This is a genomic window from Kocuria sp. SL71, from assembly GCF_026672465.1.
GTDB classification, from domain to species: Bacteria; Actinomycetota; Actinomycetes; order Actinomycetales; family Micrococcaceae; genus Kocuria; species Kocuria palustris.
The window spans coordinates 993,373-1,008,751 of the sequence record NZ_JAPPRE010000001.1 but is presented as its reverse complement, the minus strand read 5'-3'; the positions used below and the strand labels follow the sequence as shown (position 1 = coordinate 1,008,751).

Genomic DNA, 15,379 nt, shown 5'->3' with positions numbered 1-15,379 from the left:
GGATTCTCAGGCATTCTCCGGGGCGAGCACGATGTCGAACCGCGCCCTGGCCCAGGTCTGATCGCCCAGGTCACGGCCGTCCGGACCAGGCGTGCCCGCCGGCTGCTCCACGAAGTCCTTGATCAGTGAATCCTTCACGCCGAAGACCGAGTCGCCGATCTCCAGTTGAGGGTCCCCGGTCACGAAGATGTGCGTGACCAGCGTGCGCAGCTGCGGTGCGGTGACCATGAAGTGCAGATGCGCCGCCCGCACGGGGGAGCGGCCGACCCTCTCCAGCAGCTGTCCGACCGGACCGTCGTGCGGGATGGGGTACGGGGTGGGCGTCAGGGCCCAGAACGAGTAGCGGCCCTCGTCGTCGGCCTGCAGGTGAGCGCGCCCGGCCACGCGGCCGTCGGTGTACTGGACGTCGTAGAACCCGTCGTCGTCGGCCTCCCAGACCTCGATCCGGGCCCCGGGGACGGGCTGGCCCGACGTGTCGGTGACCGTTCCCTCGACCCAGCAGGGCTGACCCGAGGCACCGCCGGTGATATCGCCGCCGATGGGGATCTCGGGGGCGTCCTCCACGAAGAACGGTCCGAAGACCGTGGCCTCGGTGGCATTCTCGTAGGCCTCGTTGTTCACCGCGATGGTCTGCATGGAGGCTCCCAGGACGTCCGAGAGCAGCACGAACTCCTGACGCCGGTCATCGGTGATGTGACCGACGGCGGTGAGGAATTCGATCGCCGCGTTCCACTCGTCCTCGGTGAGGCGCACGTCGCGGATGAACGCGTGCAGGTGCCGGGTCAGCGACTCCATCACGGTCTTCAGGCGCGGATCCTGCGTCTGGGCGAAGGAGGCCAGGACGCGCTCGATCAGGTCCTCCTCGACCGCGGTCTGCTCGGGGCTGATCTCGGGCTGGGTGCTCATGACGGGTCTCCTTCGGTTGCGCCGGTCGCGGAGACCAGCGTGTGCGGGTCGTCGCCGTTCAGGGCGGCGGTGAGCAGCTCGCTCAGGTTCTCCTGCGTGACCGGGCGGGGATTGTCGGCGGGGATGGCTGGCAGGGCGATCTCGACGGCCTCGGGGATCCCCTCGGCCGTGAAGCCCAGATCCGAGAGCCGCTGCGGGGCATCGAGCACCCGTCGCAGCTGCTGCAGGCCCTCGAGCGCGGTGGAGCTGCCGAAGGCCGCCGCGATCCGGTCGGCGGCCTCCGGGGCATGGGACATGTTGAAGGCCAGCACGTACGGCAGCACCGTCGCGTGCGTGGGGGCGTGCGGCAGATCGAAGGTTCCGCCCAGGACGTGGCAGATCTTGTGGTGCATGGCCGAGCCGGCCGAGGCGAAGGACACCGCCGCCAGGTAGGCGCCGTAGAGGGTCCGATCGCGTCCGTCGACGTCCTCGCCGTCGGCGGCCACGGCGGGAAGCCCCTGGCTCAGGGCCCGGATCGCCTCCCCTGCCGGGGCGGCGTTGATCGGATCGGCCCGCGGTGCCCACAGTGCGTCGATGCAGTGCGCCAACGCATTGAGCCCGGAGGCCACGGACAGCTCGGTCGGCATGGACATGGTCAGCTGTGCGTCGTAGATGACCGCCTGCGGCAGCACCCGCTGATCGACGCCGGTGGTCTTGCGGGCGCTCTCCGTCAGCCCCCAGACGTCGGTGCGGAGCCGGCGTAGGTGGTGGGCACGGCGATGATCGGCACGCCGCTGATCAGTACGATGGCCTTGGCCAGCCCGGTTGTGGACCCGCCGCCCACACTGACCAGCAGGTCGATCCCGTGCTCGGCGGCCGCGGCACGCCCGCGCTCGGCCACCTCGACGGGCACGTGCATCTCGACCTCGTCGTGCCACAGGGCCACGTCGATCCGTGAGGCGATCCCGCGGGCCATCTCGAGCTCGCGCTCACCGGCGATGCCCATGGCCCGCTGCGCGTCCAGGCGCCGGACCTCTGCCTCCAGGTGCTCGGCGCCGCGGCCGGACCCGCAGAGCACGCGCTGGGGCAGTGTGGTGTGGGTGAACCCCAGGCTCATGTGCACAGGCTCTTTGAGGGGGTGCGAACGGGATCGAGGCGGAGACGGCCATCGCCTCACCACGCGCGAGCCGCCCCTCCGCCTCCGCGCACCGTCTCGGCGGCCGCCACCAGCCCGATCGCCTCCCGGCTGATCCCGGAGGCGTTGCCGATCCAGTCCTTCTCCTCGCGCGGGGCCAGGTGGTGCCCCAGTCCGGTGAGTCCGCGCCCGGCGGGGGATCCGGCCAGACCCAGGTCGGTGTCCTCGCCGTCCTCGTCATTGCGCGAGCTCAGTCGCGGGGCGGCGATCGCGTCTACGAGCGGCAGCGCCCGCTCGAAGTGACCGGCGATGATCTGGGCCACCGAGGTGATGATCGTGGCCCCGCCGGGGGTGCCGACCACCAGGCGCAGCCCGGCGGCGTCGGTGATGATCGTGGGCGCCATCGACGAGCGCGGCCGCTTGCCTGGGCCCGGCAGGTTCGGATCGGGCACTCCGGGAGTCACGGGCACGAAGTTGAAGTCCGTCAGCTCGTTGTTCAGCAGGAACCCGTGGCCGGGCACCGTGATGCCGGAGCCGCCCGTCTGCTCGATCGTCAGCGTGTAGGACACCGCGTTGCCCCACTGATCCACGACGTTCAGGTGCGTGGTCGACTGCCCCTCGTACGGCTCCTGCTGCGCTGCGCCGGCCGGCGGGGTCGTCGTGTAGTCGCCGTCGGGCCAGCCGAACAGGATCGGACGGGGCCGGGCCGACGACGGCCGCATGATCTCGGCGCGCTCGGCAGCGAAGCCGTCGCCGAGCAGCTCGGCGTACGGCACGTCCGCGACATCGCCCACCCAGCGGTTGCGATCTGCGAAGGCCGTGGCGCAGGCCTCCGAGAAGCGGTGCAGGTAGTCGGTCTCGCCCAGCTGGGCCAGGCCGATCCCGGTGCGCAGCTCGTAGTGCTCGAGCAGGTTCAGGATCTCGCCCACGGCCACGCCTCCCGAGCTCGGCGCAGGCATCCCGAACACGAGCATCCCGCGGTACTGGCTGACCGTGGGCGCTCGCAGGACGGGGACGTAGGAGCCCAGATCCTCCGCCGTCATGGGGCTGCCCTGGACCTCCCTGCCTGCGACCGTCGAGGGAGCATTGGCCTCGGCGAGAACTGCGGCGCCGATCTCGCCGCGGTAGAAGGTCTCGACGCCCTCGGTGCGCAGTCGCCGGTAGACGTCGGCCAGTTCCGGGTTGGCGAACGCGGTGCCGACCTCCGGCGCCCTGCCGTCGCGCAGGAAGACACGGGCGGTCTCCGGGAAGCGGGAGAAGCGCTCGGCGTTCTCCTGCGTCTGATCGTGGAAGTGCTGATCCACGACGAATCCGTGCAGAGCCAGCTGCTCGGCCGGCTCCAGCAGCGCACCCAGCGGAAGCGTCCCGAAGTGCTCGGCGGCAAGGGCCCACATGGCCGGGGTGCCTGGCACCCCGATGGACAGACCGGAGTTCACGACGGCGTCGAAGTCCAGCTCGGCGCCCGAGGCGTCGGTGAACTGGGTCTCGGTATAGCTCATGGGGGCCGTCTCGCGGCCGTCGATCGTGTGCACCAGGCCGGTGGCGGCATCGCGGTAGAGCAGGAAGCCGCCGCCGCCGATCCCGCACGAGTACGGCTCGGTGACCCCGAGCGCGGCTGCCATGGCCACGGCGGCATCCATCGCGCTGCCGCCGCCCTGCAGGATGCTCAGGCCGATGTCGCTGGCGTACGGGTCCACGCAGGACACGGCAGCGGTGGTGCCGACCGCCTCGTTGAGCTTCAGCGGCTCGGGCGCGGAGCCCAGCCCGGGATCTGACGGGACTGGTGCCTCAGGCCCTGGAGCTGCCGCCATCGCCTGACTCGCACCCAGGGCACCGGCCCCCAGTGCCGCCCCGGCTGCGAGGGCCGATCGTCGGGTGATCCGTCCGGTGCTGTGCTGCGTCATCTCCGCCTCCGCTGAGCACTCGTTCCTCGGGTGTGATGCAGAACACCCTACGCTCCGACGGCGAGCAGGGCGGAGGACGGCTCAGCGCGAGCGCTCCTGCCGCGCCAGCACCAGGGCGCAGGCCAGGCCCAGGACGATCCACACGCCCATCATCCCCAGTACCCCGAACCAGCCGCCGGCGCTCCAGATGTGGGTGGACAGCGTCCCGGAGACCGAGCTGCCGGCGTAGTAGAAGATCAGGTACAGGCTCGAGGCGCGCGCGGTGTCCAGACCTGCGCGGTGCGCGCCGTCCACCGCCCATCCGCTGGCCACGGAGTGGGCGGAGAAGAACGCGAAGGTCAGCAGGCCCAGTCCCAGCAGGATGGGCAGCACGGCGTCCGGGGTCGTGAGCGCGGCGCCTGCGGCCATGGCCGCGATGCCGAGCATGACCGCCACAGGCCGCCCCGTGCGCTCGGCCAGACGCCGGGACAAGGCGGGTGCCAGCAGACCGGCCGGGTAGGCCAGGTAGAGCACTGCCGCCTGCTCGGGGCTCATGGCGAACGGCTCGGCCTCCAGCCGCAGCGACACCGCGTTGTAGACCCCCACGAACACGGCCATGGAGGAGAAGCCGAGGCCGCACACCAGGGCGATCCGTCCGCTGCGCAGCAGGCTGAACGTCCCCGTGGCGATGTCGAGCACCGAGAAGGGGAACCGCGTGGGTCGATCACCCGGCAGCAGGACCACCACGGCCACTCCGACGAGCACCGAGAACACCCCGAGCACCAGGCTCACCAGCTGCCAGCCGCCGAGCCCGGACAGCGGTCCCGGCAGCAGCCGGCCGGCCGCTCCGCCCAGGCCCGTGCCCATGATGTAGATGGCGTTGGCCTTGGCGTGGGCGGAGGCGGCCACCTTCTCGCGCAGATACGCCAGCGCGATCGCAGGCAGCCCGGCCAGGGCGATGCCCGCGGCGGCGCGCAGGATCAGGAAGACCTCCCAGCTCGGGGCCACCGCGCACAGGGCGCTGAGCGCCCCGGAGAGGATCAGCGACCCGGCCATCACCCAGATGCGCCCCAGATGATCGGCCAGCGGCCCCGCCATGAGCAGTCCCAGGATCATCGCCAGGGTCGTGGCGGACAGCGCGGCCCCCGTGGCGCCCTCCTCGATGCCGAACACGCGCGCGAACTCGGGAAGCAGCGGCTGCACGAAGTAGATCAGCGCGAAGTTCGCCAGACCGCCCAGCGCGAGCACTGCGAGCACTCGGCGATAGCCCGACGACCCCGCCGCGAACCCCTCCTCAGGTAGGCTCACCGACATGCGAGCTCCCCTCCCTGCCTCGTGTCCTCCTCCGGCAGAGGCCGAAGATCGATACGCCTGATCGAATCAGTGCTGGCGACTGTGTCAATTGCTGGTCTGAGTGTGACGCAGGGCATGGACAGGCATAAGGTGAACCTTAGACACATGCTCGGCAGTGCGGCCGCGAGCCGGCCGCCCCAGCACCCACAGCACCGTACGCCCCTCACGGCGAGATCAGGATGACCTTCGACGATGACCGAATCGACCTCCGGAGCAGACCCCCACGGCACGGCGCAGGACCATGCGCTGGCCACCGCCCGTCGGCAGGTCGCTCTGGTCCGGGACGAGAAGCGCAATCTGGACCGGCAGCTGGCCACGGCCGGCGATCAGAACCAGAAGCTGCGCACCGCCCTGGAGTCCGCCCGCGGCCAGATCGAGCAGCTCAAGAAGTTCCTGGCCAACGAGGTCGAGGTCCCGCTGACGATCGCCACCCTGGTGCGCGTGGTCCCGCCGTCCACCACGGTGGGCTCGGCGACCCTGACCGCTGACGTCCACATCTCCGGGCGGCTCGTGCGCTGCCCCGTCTCGCCGCTGATCGCCACGGCGGGACAGCTGGAGCCCGGTCGCCAGGTGCTCATGAACGAGAACTCGACCGTGGTCGCCGTGCTGGGCTACGAGCAGTCGGGCGAGCTGGCACCGGTCCAGGAGGTCCTTGACGCCACCCGGCTGGTCGTGGGCGGACGCTCCGGCGACGACCGCGTCCTGCGCATGTCCGGCGCCCTGCGCAAGGCCAAGCCGCGCCCGGGCCAGATGGTCTCGATCGACTCCCGCAACGGGATGGCCCTGGAGCTCGTCGAGCGCCAGGAGATGGAGCAGCTGGTCCTGGAGGAGGTCCCGAACATCCGCTACACGGACATCGGCGGCCTGGGCCCGCAGATCGAGGCGATCCAGGACGCGGTGGAGCTGCCCTTCCTGCACCCCGAGCTCTACCGCCAGCATCAGCTGACCCCGCCCAAGGGCATCCTGCTCTACGGGCCTCCCGGCAACGGCAAGACCATGATCGCCAAGGCCGTGGCCCGCTCCCTGGCCGAGCGCGCCGCCGAGCAGTCGGGGCGCAAGGAGGCCAAGGGGTACTTCCTGAACATCAAGGGCCCGGAGCTGCTGGACAAGTACGTGGGCGAGACCGAGCGCCAGATCCGCCAGATCTTCTCCCGCGCCCGCGAGCAGGCCGCTTCCGGCGTGCCCGTCGTGGTGTTCTTCGACGAGATGGAGTCGCTGTTCCGCACGCGCGGCTCGGGGGTCTCCTCGGACGTGGAGACCACGATCGTCCCGCAGCTGCTCACGGAGATGGACGGCGTCGAGAAGCTCGACAACGTGATCATCGTGGGCGCCACCAACCGCGAGGACATGATCGACCCGGCCGTGCTGCGCCCCGGCCGACTCGACGCCAAGATCCGCATCGACCGCCCCACCGTCGAAGGCGCACGGGAGATCTTCGGGCTCTACCTCACCGAGACGCTGCCGCTGCGCCAGGAGGAGGTCATCGCCGCCGGCTCCCGCGAGGCGGCCCTGGAGCAGCTCATCGAGGTGGGCGTGTCGTCCATGTACGCCCAGGACGACTCCACGCGCTTCCTGGAGATCACCTACCGGGACGGCTCGCGCGAGACCCTGTGGTTCTCGGACTTCACCTCGGGCGCGGTCATCCGCAACGTGGTGGACCGCGCCAAGAAGATGGCGATCAAGGACCTGCTCACCGACCAGGTGCGCGGCCTGTCCCAGGAGCACCTGCGCCGAGCGGTGGCCGAGGAGTTCCTGGAGCAGCAGGACCTTCCGGACACCTCCGATCCGGAGGAGTGGGCCCGGATCTCCGGGCGCCGCAAGGACACCATCGCGGACCTGCGCTTCGTGCTGCACCGCGGCTCGCGCGCTGCAGCCGCTTCCGCACCGACCGACGGGGCAGGAGAGCAGTCATGACCGTGCGCCGCATCATGGGGGCCGAGACCGAGTTCGGGATCCTGGCACCGGGCAGCCCCAAGGCCAACTCGACCCTGCTCTCCACGCGGGCAGTGACGGCCTACGCAGCCCTGGTGGCCCGCGAGCTCGGCTCGCGCGTGGACCGGACCGTGGACTTCGACTACAGCTCGGAGACCCCGCTGCGCGATGCCCGCGGCTTCGAGATGTCCAGGGCAGAGGCCCACCCCACCCAGCTCACGGACGTGGCCCCGGTGCTGACCTCGGAGGAGATCGCGGCCGAGGCGCTGACCGAGTCCGGGCTGTGGTCCGAGCAGACGCCGCAGGTCGTGATGAACACGGTCCTGCCCAACGGCGCCCGGCTCTACGTGGACCACTCGCATCCCGAGTACTCCTCGCCCGAGGTCCTCACCCCGCGCGATGCAGCCCTCTACGATCTCGCCGGAGACCGTGTGGCGGCCGAGATCGTGGCCACGCTGCAGGCCACCGCGGAGGCCAGCGACCAGGAGCCCGTGCTGCTGCACAAGAACAACACCGACGGCAAGTCGTCCTCGTACGGCACGCACGAGAACTACACGGTGCCCCGCGACATCGACGACGACGCCCTGACCGCCGCACTGCTGCCCTTCTTCGCCTCGCGCCAGGTCATGTGCGGTGCCGGACGCGTGGGGCTGGGCCCCGGCAGCGAGAGGGCCGGCTTCCAGATCAGCCAGCGCGCGGACTTCTTCGAGCGGATGGTGGGGCTGGAGACCACCGTGCGCCGGCCCATCGTCAACACGCGCGACGAGCCGCACGCGGATCAGAAGCGCTACCGCCGTCTGCACGTCATCATCGGCGACGCCAACCTGTCCCACTGGGCGCAGGTGCTCAAGTTCGGCACGACGTCCCTCGTGCTGCGCCTGGTGGAGCAGGGCCTGCAACCCAGGATCGAGCTCACCGAGCCGGTGATGGCGCTGCATCAGATCAGCCACGACCCGTCGCTGCAGGCCGCGGTGGGCCGTCGTGACGGCGAGCCGCTGACCGGGATCCAGATCCAGCGGATGTACCTCGAGGCCGCCGAGGACATGGAGAGCGCCGACGGAGCGAGCCCCGATCCGGAGACCGCCGAGGTCCTGCAGATGTGGCGCGAGACCCTCGATACGCTGGAGACCGACCCCATGGCCATGGCGGACCGCCTGGACTGGCTGGCCAAGCTCAAGCTGCTGCTGGGCTACCGCGAGCGCGGAGGCCTGCGCTGGGACGACGCCAAGCTGGTCATGATCGACCTGCAGTACCACGACGTCCGCCCGGACAAAAGCCTGTACGGCAAGCTCGAGGCGGCCGGGCGGATGCGGCGCCTCTTCGACGAGCAGGAGATCCGCCAGGCCATGTGGACCCCGCCGGCCGACACTCGCGCGAACTTCCGCGGCCGCCTCGTGGCGCGCTTCCCCGACGACGTCATCGCCGCCGGCTGGGAGACCATCGCCGTGGAGCTCCCCGGACTGCGCCGCGGTGCGCGGATCACCATGCCCGAGCCGACCGAGCTGACCCGGGAGCAGACGCAGGACTGGTGGGCCGCAGCCGACATCGAGGAGTTCATCGAGCGGATGCAGCGGGATCGACCCGATCTGGTGGAGGTCTCCGCCCGCATCGGCTGACACAGCCTCCGTGGTCCTTGGCCTCAGCCGGGGCGCATGGCACCGCACACGCAGCGACCGCCCGACGGCCGCGCACAGCAGCGAACATCGAAGGAGAACGAACATGGCAGAGCGCATCCAGCACAACGAGCCGCAGCGTCGCGACGAGGACGTCGAGCCCACGGGCCCGGCCCCCAGCGGCGGCGGGGCGCCCTCGGAGGCGGCCCAGGCCCGCAGCAGCCAGGCCGATGACTTCCTGGCGGACATCGACTCGATCCTCGAGGCCAATGCCGAGGAGTTCGTGAAGGGCTTCGTCCAGAAGGGCGGTCAGTGATCCGATGGATCAGCGGATCATCGGCGTCGAGACCGAGTTCGGGATCATCCACACGCCGCGCGGGGACGCCCCCTCCGGGGAGCCTGCGCGCACGCTGAGCCCGGACGATGCGGCCCGACTGCTCTTCCACCCGATCGTGGAGTGGGGCAGGTCCTCGAACCTGTTCCTGCCCAACGGCGCCCGGCTCTACCTGGATGTCGGCGCGCACCCCGAGTACGCCAGCGCCGAGTGCGCGAACCTCCAGGACATCGTGGCGCAGGACCGCGCCGGCGAGCTGATCGTCGACCGGATGCGCCAGGCCCTGGAGGCCAAGCTGGCCGCCGACGGCACGGGGGGATCGGTCTACCTGTTCAAGACCAATGTGGACAGCTCCGGCAACTCGTTCGGCTCGCATGAGAACTACATGATCGGGCGGGACACCCGCTTCGCGCGCCTCGTGGCCAGCCTGATCCCGTTCCTGGTCACCCGGCAGCTCTACTCGGGCACCGGGCGCATCCACCCGAACGGACCCGTCGGCTTCGGCGAGGGCCAGACGTTCGGCGGCGGGCAGGGCGAGGCCTCGTACTCGTTCTCGCAGCGCGCCGATCACATCTGGGAGGACGCGTCGTCCTCGACCACGCGCGCCCGGCCGCTGATCAACACCCGCGACGAGCCCCACGGGGACTCCGAGCGCTTCCGCCGCCTGCACGTGATCGTGGGGGACTCGACGATGTCGACGACCACCACGGCGCTGCGCCTGGGCGTGACGGATCTGATGCTGCGGGTGATCGAGTCCGGTCAGCCGCTGCAGGACCGCACGCTGAACTCGCCGGCCATGGCGCTGCGTCAGATCTCGCATGATCTGACCGGCACCTTCCAGGTGGCCATGCGCGAGGGCGGCACCCGCTCGGCACTGGACCTGCAGCGCGAGTACTGGGAGGTGGTCTCCCGCTTCGTGCAGGCCAACGGCGCGCACCACGACCGAGTGGACTGGCTGCTGGAACTGTGGGCGCGGTCCCTGGAGGCCGTCGAGAGCGGCGACCATTCGCTCATCGACACCGAGATCGACTGGGCCATCAAGAAGAAGCTCATCGACTCGTGGGCCGAGCGAGCCGGTGCGGACTACAGCCACCCGCGCGCCGCCCAGCTGGATCTGACCTACCACGACATCGCCCCGGGCCGCGGCCTGTTCCGCATGCTGGAGGAACGGGGCATGGCAGCCAGGCTGCCGGGCACCGACGGATCCGAGGCCGAGGCGGCCGTCGACCAGCCCCCGGCCACGCGCGCGGCCCTGCGCGGTGCGCTCGTGCAGGCGGGCATGGAGGCCGGCGTCCACTTCACGGCCGACTGGGTCAACATGAAGGTCAACGGGCCGGCCCAGCGCGTGGTGACCCTGCGGGACCCGTTCGCCACGCACGACGAGGCCGCCGAGCAGCTGCTCGAGCGGCTGCGCGCCGAGCGCACCACCGCGGTCACGTCCTCGCCGCTGCCGCCGGCCGTCTGAGCCGAGCGGCCGATCCTGGGCCGCCGCCGCCCGGGCTGGACACCTGCTCCGGCCCGGGCGGACGATGGCCTCAGGTCCCTCACGTCCCTCGAACCCCTCAGGAGCTCTCCGTGAACACCCCGAACCCCTCGACCACCCCCGCCGGCTCAGCGGGCACGGCCCATGACGAGGCCGCCGAGATCTGCCGGAACCTGATCCGGATCGACACCTCCAACTACGGGCGCGGCGAGTCCAAGGGGGAGCGCCGTGCCGCGGAGTACGTGGCCGGGCTGCTCGAGGAGGTCGGGCTGGCGGCCACCATGGTGGAATCCGCCCCGGGACGCACGAGCGTCTTCGCGCGCATGGAGGGCACGGACCCGTCGGCCGATGCCCTGCTGGTGCACGGACACCTGGACGTGGTTCCTGCAGTGGCCGAGGACTGGAGCGTGGACCCCTTCGCCGCCGAGATCCGCGACGGCATGATCTGGGGCCGCGGCGCCGTGGACATGAAGGACATGGACGCCATGATCCTCTCGGTCGTGCGGCACATGGTGCGCACCGGCCAGAAGCCCAAGCGGGACATCATGCTGGGCTTCTTCGCCGATGAGGAGGCCGGGATGGAGTACGGCTCCAAGTGGGTCGTGCGCAACCACCCGGAGCTCTTCGAGGGCGTGACGGACGCGATCTCGGAGGTCGGCGGCTACTCGGCGAACATCGGCGGCCAGCGCGCCTACCTGCTGCAGACCGCGGAGAAGGGGCTCATGTGGATGCGCCTGTTCGCCGACGGCACCGCCGGGCACGGCTCCCAGGTCAACACCGACAATCCGGTCACGCGGCTGTCCCGTGCCATGGCGAACATCGGCGAGTACCAGTGGCCGATCGAGCTGACCAAGACCACGCGCCAGTTCCTGGACACTGTGACGGAGCTGACCGGCGTGGAGTTCGATCCGCAGAACCCGCAGCGGATGCTCGACGAGCTGGGCTCGGTGGCCCGCTTCGTCGGTGCCACGCTGCAGAACACGGCCAACCCCTCCATGCTCAGCTCCGGCTACAAGGTCAACGTCATCCCCGGCACCGCCGAGGCGGGGCTGGACGTGCGCTTCCTGCCGGAGCAGCGCGAGATCGTGCTGGAGAAGCTGCGCGAGCTGGCGGGGGCGGGCATCCGCTTCGAGTTCGAGGCCGACGACATCGGGCTCGAGGTCCCGTTCTCCGGCAACGTGGTCGATGCCATGGTCGCCTCGCTGAAGCAGCACGACCCGGAGGCCGTGGTCATGCCGTACATGCTCTCGGCGGGCACGGACAACAAGGCGCTGGATCCGCTGGGGATCACCGGCTACGGCTTCGTGCCGCTGCGCCTGCCCGATGAGCTCGACTTCCCGGCCATGTTCCACGGGGTCGACGAGCGAGTGCCGATCGATTCGCTCGAGTTCGGCGCCGACGTCCTGCACACGCTGCTCACCGGCTACTGAGCCGCTCCCTCGAGCGGCCGAATCCGGCCCGTCCAGCCGTCGAGCGGCCGAGTTGTCACCGGTTCATGGCTGAGACGGCGGCGAATCGGCCACTCGATGGAGATGGGGTGGGAATGGGGCTGATGCCGTGTCGTCGACGCGCTGGCTGACTGCTCTCAGAGGGTGCGCTCGACGCGCATGACCCGGCGGCGCAGCCAGTGCTTGCGGGCCCCGCTGTAGAGATGGACCACTCGGTGCAGCTCCCATTTGCCGTATTCGGCGTGCTCGACGACTCTCGCGCGGGCGTCGGCGAGGCGCTCTCCGGGTCCGACGGTCAGCACCAGGTACTCGAAGCGCGGGTCGAGCATGGGCTGGCCCACCCCGGGGTCGCGAGGGGAACTCTGGATGACTTGCTCTCTCATCGCTCCCATTCTGCTCCTCGGGGCGGTAACGTCGAGTCCATGAGCAACGATCCGCGCGTCGCACTCCAGTCCCTCGTCTCCGCCCTCGAAGAGCACCTGGCCGCCCTGTCCAATCGCCGCGGGGAGGACGACCCCTCGGTCGACGCCGCCTACGTGGCGATCGCCGATGCCTTCGACGCCTACGAGGAGTCCCTCTACGAGAACTACGACGAGGTCACGCCTCTGACCGTCTTCGCAGACGACGAGGATGATGAGGACGACGACGACTTCGAGGATGACGAGGACGACCTCGAGGACTTCGACGACGACGCGGAAGACGACTCCGACGACGAGCGCGGAGCCTGATCCCGCCGCCGGCTGACGTCCGGCATCCGAAGCCCCCGGTGATCCCGATCACCGGGGGCTTCGTCGTCGTGGGGTGGGTGTCGGCGCATGTGTGCCGGGAATCGCACGGCGTCCCTCGGGGGCAGTCGCAGGGCCGTGCCATAGGGTGAGCGGCGTGAATTGGCTTGAATCGATCATCCTCGGCCTGGTCCAGGGCCTGACGGAGTTCCTCCCCGTGTCCTCGTCCGCCCATCTGCGCATCGTGGGGGAGTTCCTCCCGGGCTCCGCGGACCCCGGTGCGGCCTTCACGGCGATCACGCAGCTCGGCACCGAGACCGCCGTGATCCTCTACTTCTGGCGGGACATCGTCCGGATCATCAAGCACTGGGCGCTGTCGCTCGTGGGAAAGATGGATCGCTCCGATCCGGATGCCCGCATGGGATGGCTGATCATCGCTGGCTCGCTGCCCATCGGCATCCTGGGACTGCTGTTCGAGGACCAGATCGACACCACGCTGCGCAGCCTGTGGATCACGGCCACCATGCTGATCGTCTTCGGCGTGATCCTGGGCATCGCCGATCACATCGGCAAGCAGGTCCGCGACCTCGAGGACCTCAACGTCAAGCACGGCGTGCTCTACGGCTTCGCCCAGGCCATGGCCCTGATCCCGGGGGTCTCGCGCTCCGGCGGCACGATCACCGCGGGCCTGCTCATGGGCTACAAGCGCGAGGCCGCCGCCCGCTACGCCTTCCTGCTGGCCATCCCGGCGGTGTTCGCCTCGGGGCTCTACAAGCTGGCCTCGGAGATCGTCGATCCGTCGCCCCAGCCGTACTCGATGGCCCAGACCGCCCTGGCCACGATCGTCGCCTTCGTGATCGGCTATGTGATCATCGGCTGGTTCATGCACTACATCTCGAACCGCTCCTACTCGCTGTTCGTGTGGTACCGGATCATCCTGGGCATCGTGCTGTTCATCCTCCTGGGCACCGGCGTGATCTCCGCGGTGCCGGAGCTGACCGCCGGCGGCTGATCCGCCGCTGCGAGGCCCCGTCCGGACCCCGTCGATCCGCCCCCGTGGGCCCCGGCCGTCCGCCGCGGCAGGCGGAGCCGAGCGCGGCGGGGTCCTTCGCACTCGGCCGACGTGGGAGACTGGACGAGACGTGCGCTCGCCCCGCCGAGCGAGCGCACCCCGCGCGGTCAGGTCTCCGCGCCCCATCTTCAGTACGACCGTCCCCAGAGGTGACAATGCAGTCCTGGTCCGCACGCCCCGTCCCCGAGCTTCCCGGTCAGGCAGCCCCGCCCGCGGTGTTCGACTCCCGGACCCGGCAGGTGGAGCAGCTGCCGCAGCAGGAGCGAGCCTCGCTGTACGTCTGCGGCATCACCCCGTACGACGCCACCCACCTGGGCCACGCCAGCACCTACGTGGCCTTCGACCTGCTGCATCGGGCCTGGCTCGATGCCGGGATGCCGGTCGACTACGTCCAGAACGTGACCGACGTGGACGACCCCCTGCTCGAGCGCGCCGATCGCGACGGCGTGGACTGGCGTGATCTGGCCCGTGAGCAGACCGACCTGTTCCGCGAGGACATGACCGCGCTGAATGTCATCCCGCCGCAGCACTACGTGGGCGCCACGGAGACGCTCGAGTGGATCGTCCCGGCCGTCGAGGGGCTCCTGGCCCAGGGCCTGGCCTATCGGGTCCAGGGGGAGGACGGCGAGCCGGACGGCGACGTCTATTTCGACGTCCGCGCTGTCGCCGAGGCCGGCGACAGCATCATCCCGGTGCTGCAGCCGAAGGTGCAGGGCGACGAGGACGGCGCGCCCGGCCCCTGGAGCCTCGGACAGATCTCCGGGCTCACCCGCGACGAGATGCTCGAGGTCTTCGGCGAGCGCGGCGGCGATCCCGAGCGCCCGGGCAAGCGCGACATCTTCGATCCGCTGCTGTGGCGCGTGCACCGCGAGGGCGAGCCCTCCTGGGAGGGGGGTGAGCTGGGCGAGGGGCGTCCCGGCTGGCACATCGAGTGCTCGCTGATCTCCCTGAAGCTGCTGCCGGCGCCGTTCACCGTCCAGGGCGGCGGCTCGGACCTGGTCTTCCCGCACCATGAGATGGGAGCCGGTCACAGTTGGGCGCTGTCCGGTCGGCCCATGGCCCGGAACTTCGTGCACACCGGGATGGTCGGCCTGGACGGGCAGAAGATGTCCAAGTCGCTGGGCAACCTGGAGCTCGTCTCGCGGCTGCGCGAGCGCGGCGTCGAGCCTGCCGCTGTCCGCCTGGCGATCCTGGCCCAGCACTACCGCGAGGACTGGTCCTGGAGCCAGGACGTCCTCACCCGCGCCGAGGCGCGTCTCACGCGCTGGCGCATGGCCGCCGACGTCGCCGTGGAGGGCTCCTTCGCCGATGCTCTCGACTTGGTGCGCGACGCCCTGGCGGATGACCTCGATTCGCCCCGGGCGATCGAGGCGATCGACGTCTGGGCCGAGGGGGTGCTGGTCGGCGGGCAGCGCGGCTCCGGAGACGACCTCGCGCGGCAGGCCATCGAGGCACGGCTGGGCGTCGTCCTCTAGGAGCTGCTGCAGGACATGAGGAAGGGGCCCGTGCGCGAGAT

Annotated in this window: 12 protein-coding genes and 1 pseudogene; 8 read left to right on the top strand and 5 right to left on the bottom strand. The window is 70.3% G+C overall.

The window, feature by feature from the left end; all coding sequences use genetic code 11:
- Positions 1–6 precede the first annotated feature (6 nt).
- The 4 genes and pseudogenes from OVA15_RS04615 to OVA15_RS04600 all read right to left on the bottom strand — a co-directional run bounded on the left by OVA15_RS04615 (position 7) and on the right by OVA15_RS04600 (position 5,217).
- The gene (locus tag OVA15_RS04615; RefSeq protein ID WP_268143390.1) at positions 7–906 is read right to left on the bottom strand and encodes a dioxygenase family protein; all 900 of its coding nucleotides are present in this window, start codon (positions 904–906) and stop codon (positions 7–9) included.
- Positions 903–2,002 (bottom strand): annotated as a pseudogene (locus tag OVA15_RS04610) (maleylacetate reductase). The gene OVA15_RS04615 and the pseudogene OVA15_RS04610 overlap by 4 nt, the downstream one beginning before the upstream one ends.
- 56 nt (positions 2,003–2,058) lie before the next feature.
- Positions 2,059–3,924 (bottom strand): gamma-glutamyltransferase, encoded by a 1,866-nt coding sequence (gene ggt, locus OVA15_RS04605; protein WP_268143389.1) that lies wholly within the window; start codon positions 3,922–3,924, stop codon positions 2,059–2,061.
- 81 nt (positions 3,925–4,005) lie between these two features.
- Positions 4,006–5,217, bottom strand: a complete 1,212-nt coding sequence (locus tag OVA15_RS04600; RefSeq protein ID WP_268143387.1) for an MFS transporter — start codon at positions 5,215–5,217, stop codon at positions 4,006–4,008.
- Positions 5,218–5,448: 231 nt separating this feature from the next.
- Between OVA15_RS04600 and arc the strand changes: the two genes are divergently transcribed.
- From arc to OVA15_RS04575, 5 genes are all read left to right on the top strand, one after another.
- A complete protein-coding gene (arc, locus tag OVA15_RS04595; RefSeq protein ID WP_268143385.1) occupies positions 5,449–7,170 on the top strand; it encodes a proteasome ATPase in 1,722 nt (573 codons plus the stop codon).
- On the top strand, positions 7,167–8,804 hold the full coding sequence (gene dop, locus OVA15_RS04590) for a depupylase/deamidase Dop (protein WP_268143383.1): 1,638 nt from the start codon (positions 7,167–7,169) through the stop codon (positions 8,802–8,804). The genes arc and dop overlap by 4 nt, the downstream gene beginning before the upstream one ends.
- A gap of 103 nt (positions 8,805–8,907) precedes the next feature.
- Positions 8,908–9,117 (top strand): ubiquitin-like protein Pup, encoded by a 210-nt coding sequence (locus OVA15_RS04585; protein WP_006215727.1) that lies wholly within the window; start codon positions 8,908–8,910, stop codon positions 9,115–9,117.
- Positions 9,118–9,121: 4 nt separating this feature from the next.
- Positions 9,122–10,600 (top strand): Pup--protein ligase, encoded by a 1,479-nt coding sequence (pafA, locus tag OVA15_RS04580; RefSeq protein ID WP_204781781.1) that lies wholly within the window; start codon positions 9,122–9,124, stop codon positions 10,598–10,600.
- 110 nt (positions 10,601–10,710) lie between these two features.
- Positions 10,711–12,048, top strand: coding sequence for a M20/M25/M40 family metallo-hydrolase (locus tag OVA15_RS04575; protein ID WP_053447418.1), 1,338 nt, complete (start codon positions 10,711–10,713; stop codon positions 12,046–12,048).
- Positions 12,049–12,203: 155 nt separating this feature from the next.
- Here OVA15_RS04575 and OVA15_RS04570 read toward each other — a convergent pair whose 3' ends face one another.
- On the bottom strand, positions 12,204–12,395 hold the full coding sequence (locus tag OVA15_RS04570; protein ID WP_006215724.1) for a DUF5703 family protein: 192 nt from the start codon (positions 12,393–12,395) through the stop codon (positions 12,204–12,206).
- 93 nt (positions 12,396–12,488) lie between these two features.
- Here OVA15_RS04570 and OVA15_RS04565 point away from each other — a divergent pair, with 93 nt between their 5' ends.
- The 3 genes from OVA15_RS04565 to mshC all read left to right on the top strand — a co-directional run bounded on the left by OVA15_RS04565 (position 12,489) and on the right by mshC (position 15,338).
- Positions 12,489–12,794: a hypothetical protein gene (locus tag OVA15_RS04565; RefSeq protein ID WP_053447417.1), complete on the top strand. Its 306-nt coding sequence runs from the start codon at positions 12,489–12,491 to the stop codon at positions 12,792–12,794.
- A 154-nt stretch (positions 12,795–12,948) separates the two neighbouring features.
- Positions 12,949–13,803, top strand: a complete 855-nt coding sequence (locus OVA15_RS04560) for an undecaprenyl-diphosphate phosphatase (RefSeq protein ID WP_024290403.1) — start codon at positions 12,949–12,951, stop codon at positions 13,801–13,803.
- A gap of 215 nt (positions 13,804–14,018) precedes the next feature.
- Positions 14,019–15,338: a cysteine--1-D-myo-inosityl 2-amino-2-deoxy-alpha-D-glucopyranoside ligase gene (mshC, locus tag OVA15_RS04555; protein ID WP_268143378.1), complete on the top strand. Its 1,320-nt coding sequence runs from the start codon at positions 14,019–14,021 to the stop codon at positions 15,336–15,338.
- Positions 15,339–15,379: the final 41 nt, after the last annotated feature.

Coding starts and splice junctions, on each gene's coding strand:
- ggt (WP_268143389.1), bottom strand. CDS start 3,924: ATGACGCAGCACAGCACCGGACGGATCACCCGACGATCGGCCCTCGCA.
- dop (WP_268143383.1), top strand. CDS start 7,167: ATGACCGTGCGCCGCATCATGGGGGCCGAGACCGAGTTCGGGATCCTG.
- OVA15_RS04565 (WP_053447417.1), top strand. CDS start 12,489: ATGAGCAACGATCCGCGCGTCGCACTCCAGTCCCTCGTCTCCGCCCTC.
- arc (WP_268143385.1), top strand. CDS start 5,449: ATGACCGAATCGACCTCCGGAGCAGACCCCCACGGCACGGCGCAGGAC.
- OVA15_RS04585 (WP_006215727.1), top strand. CDS start 8,908: ATGGCAGAGCGCATCCAGCACAACGAGCCGCAGCGTCGCGACGAGGAC.
- mshC (WP_268143378.1), top strand. CDS start 14,019: ATGCAGTCCTGGTCCGCACGCCCCGTCCCCGAGCTTCCCGGTCAGGCA.
- pafA (WP_204781781.1), top strand. CDS start 9,122: ATGGATCAGCGGATCATCGGCGTCGAGACCGAGTTCGGGATCATCCAC.
- OVA15_RS04570 (WP_006215724.1), bottom strand. CDS start 12,395: ATGCTCGACCCGCGCTTCGAGTACCTGGTGCTGACCGTCGGACCCGGA.
- OVA15_RS04600 (WP_268143387.1), bottom strand. CDS start 5,217: ATGTCGGTGAGCCTACCTGAGGAGGGGTTCGCGGCGGGGTCGTCGGGC.
- OVA15_RS04615 (WP_268143390.1), bottom strand. CDS start 906: ATGAGCACCCAGCCCGAGATCAGCCCCGAGCAGACCGCGGTCGAGGAG.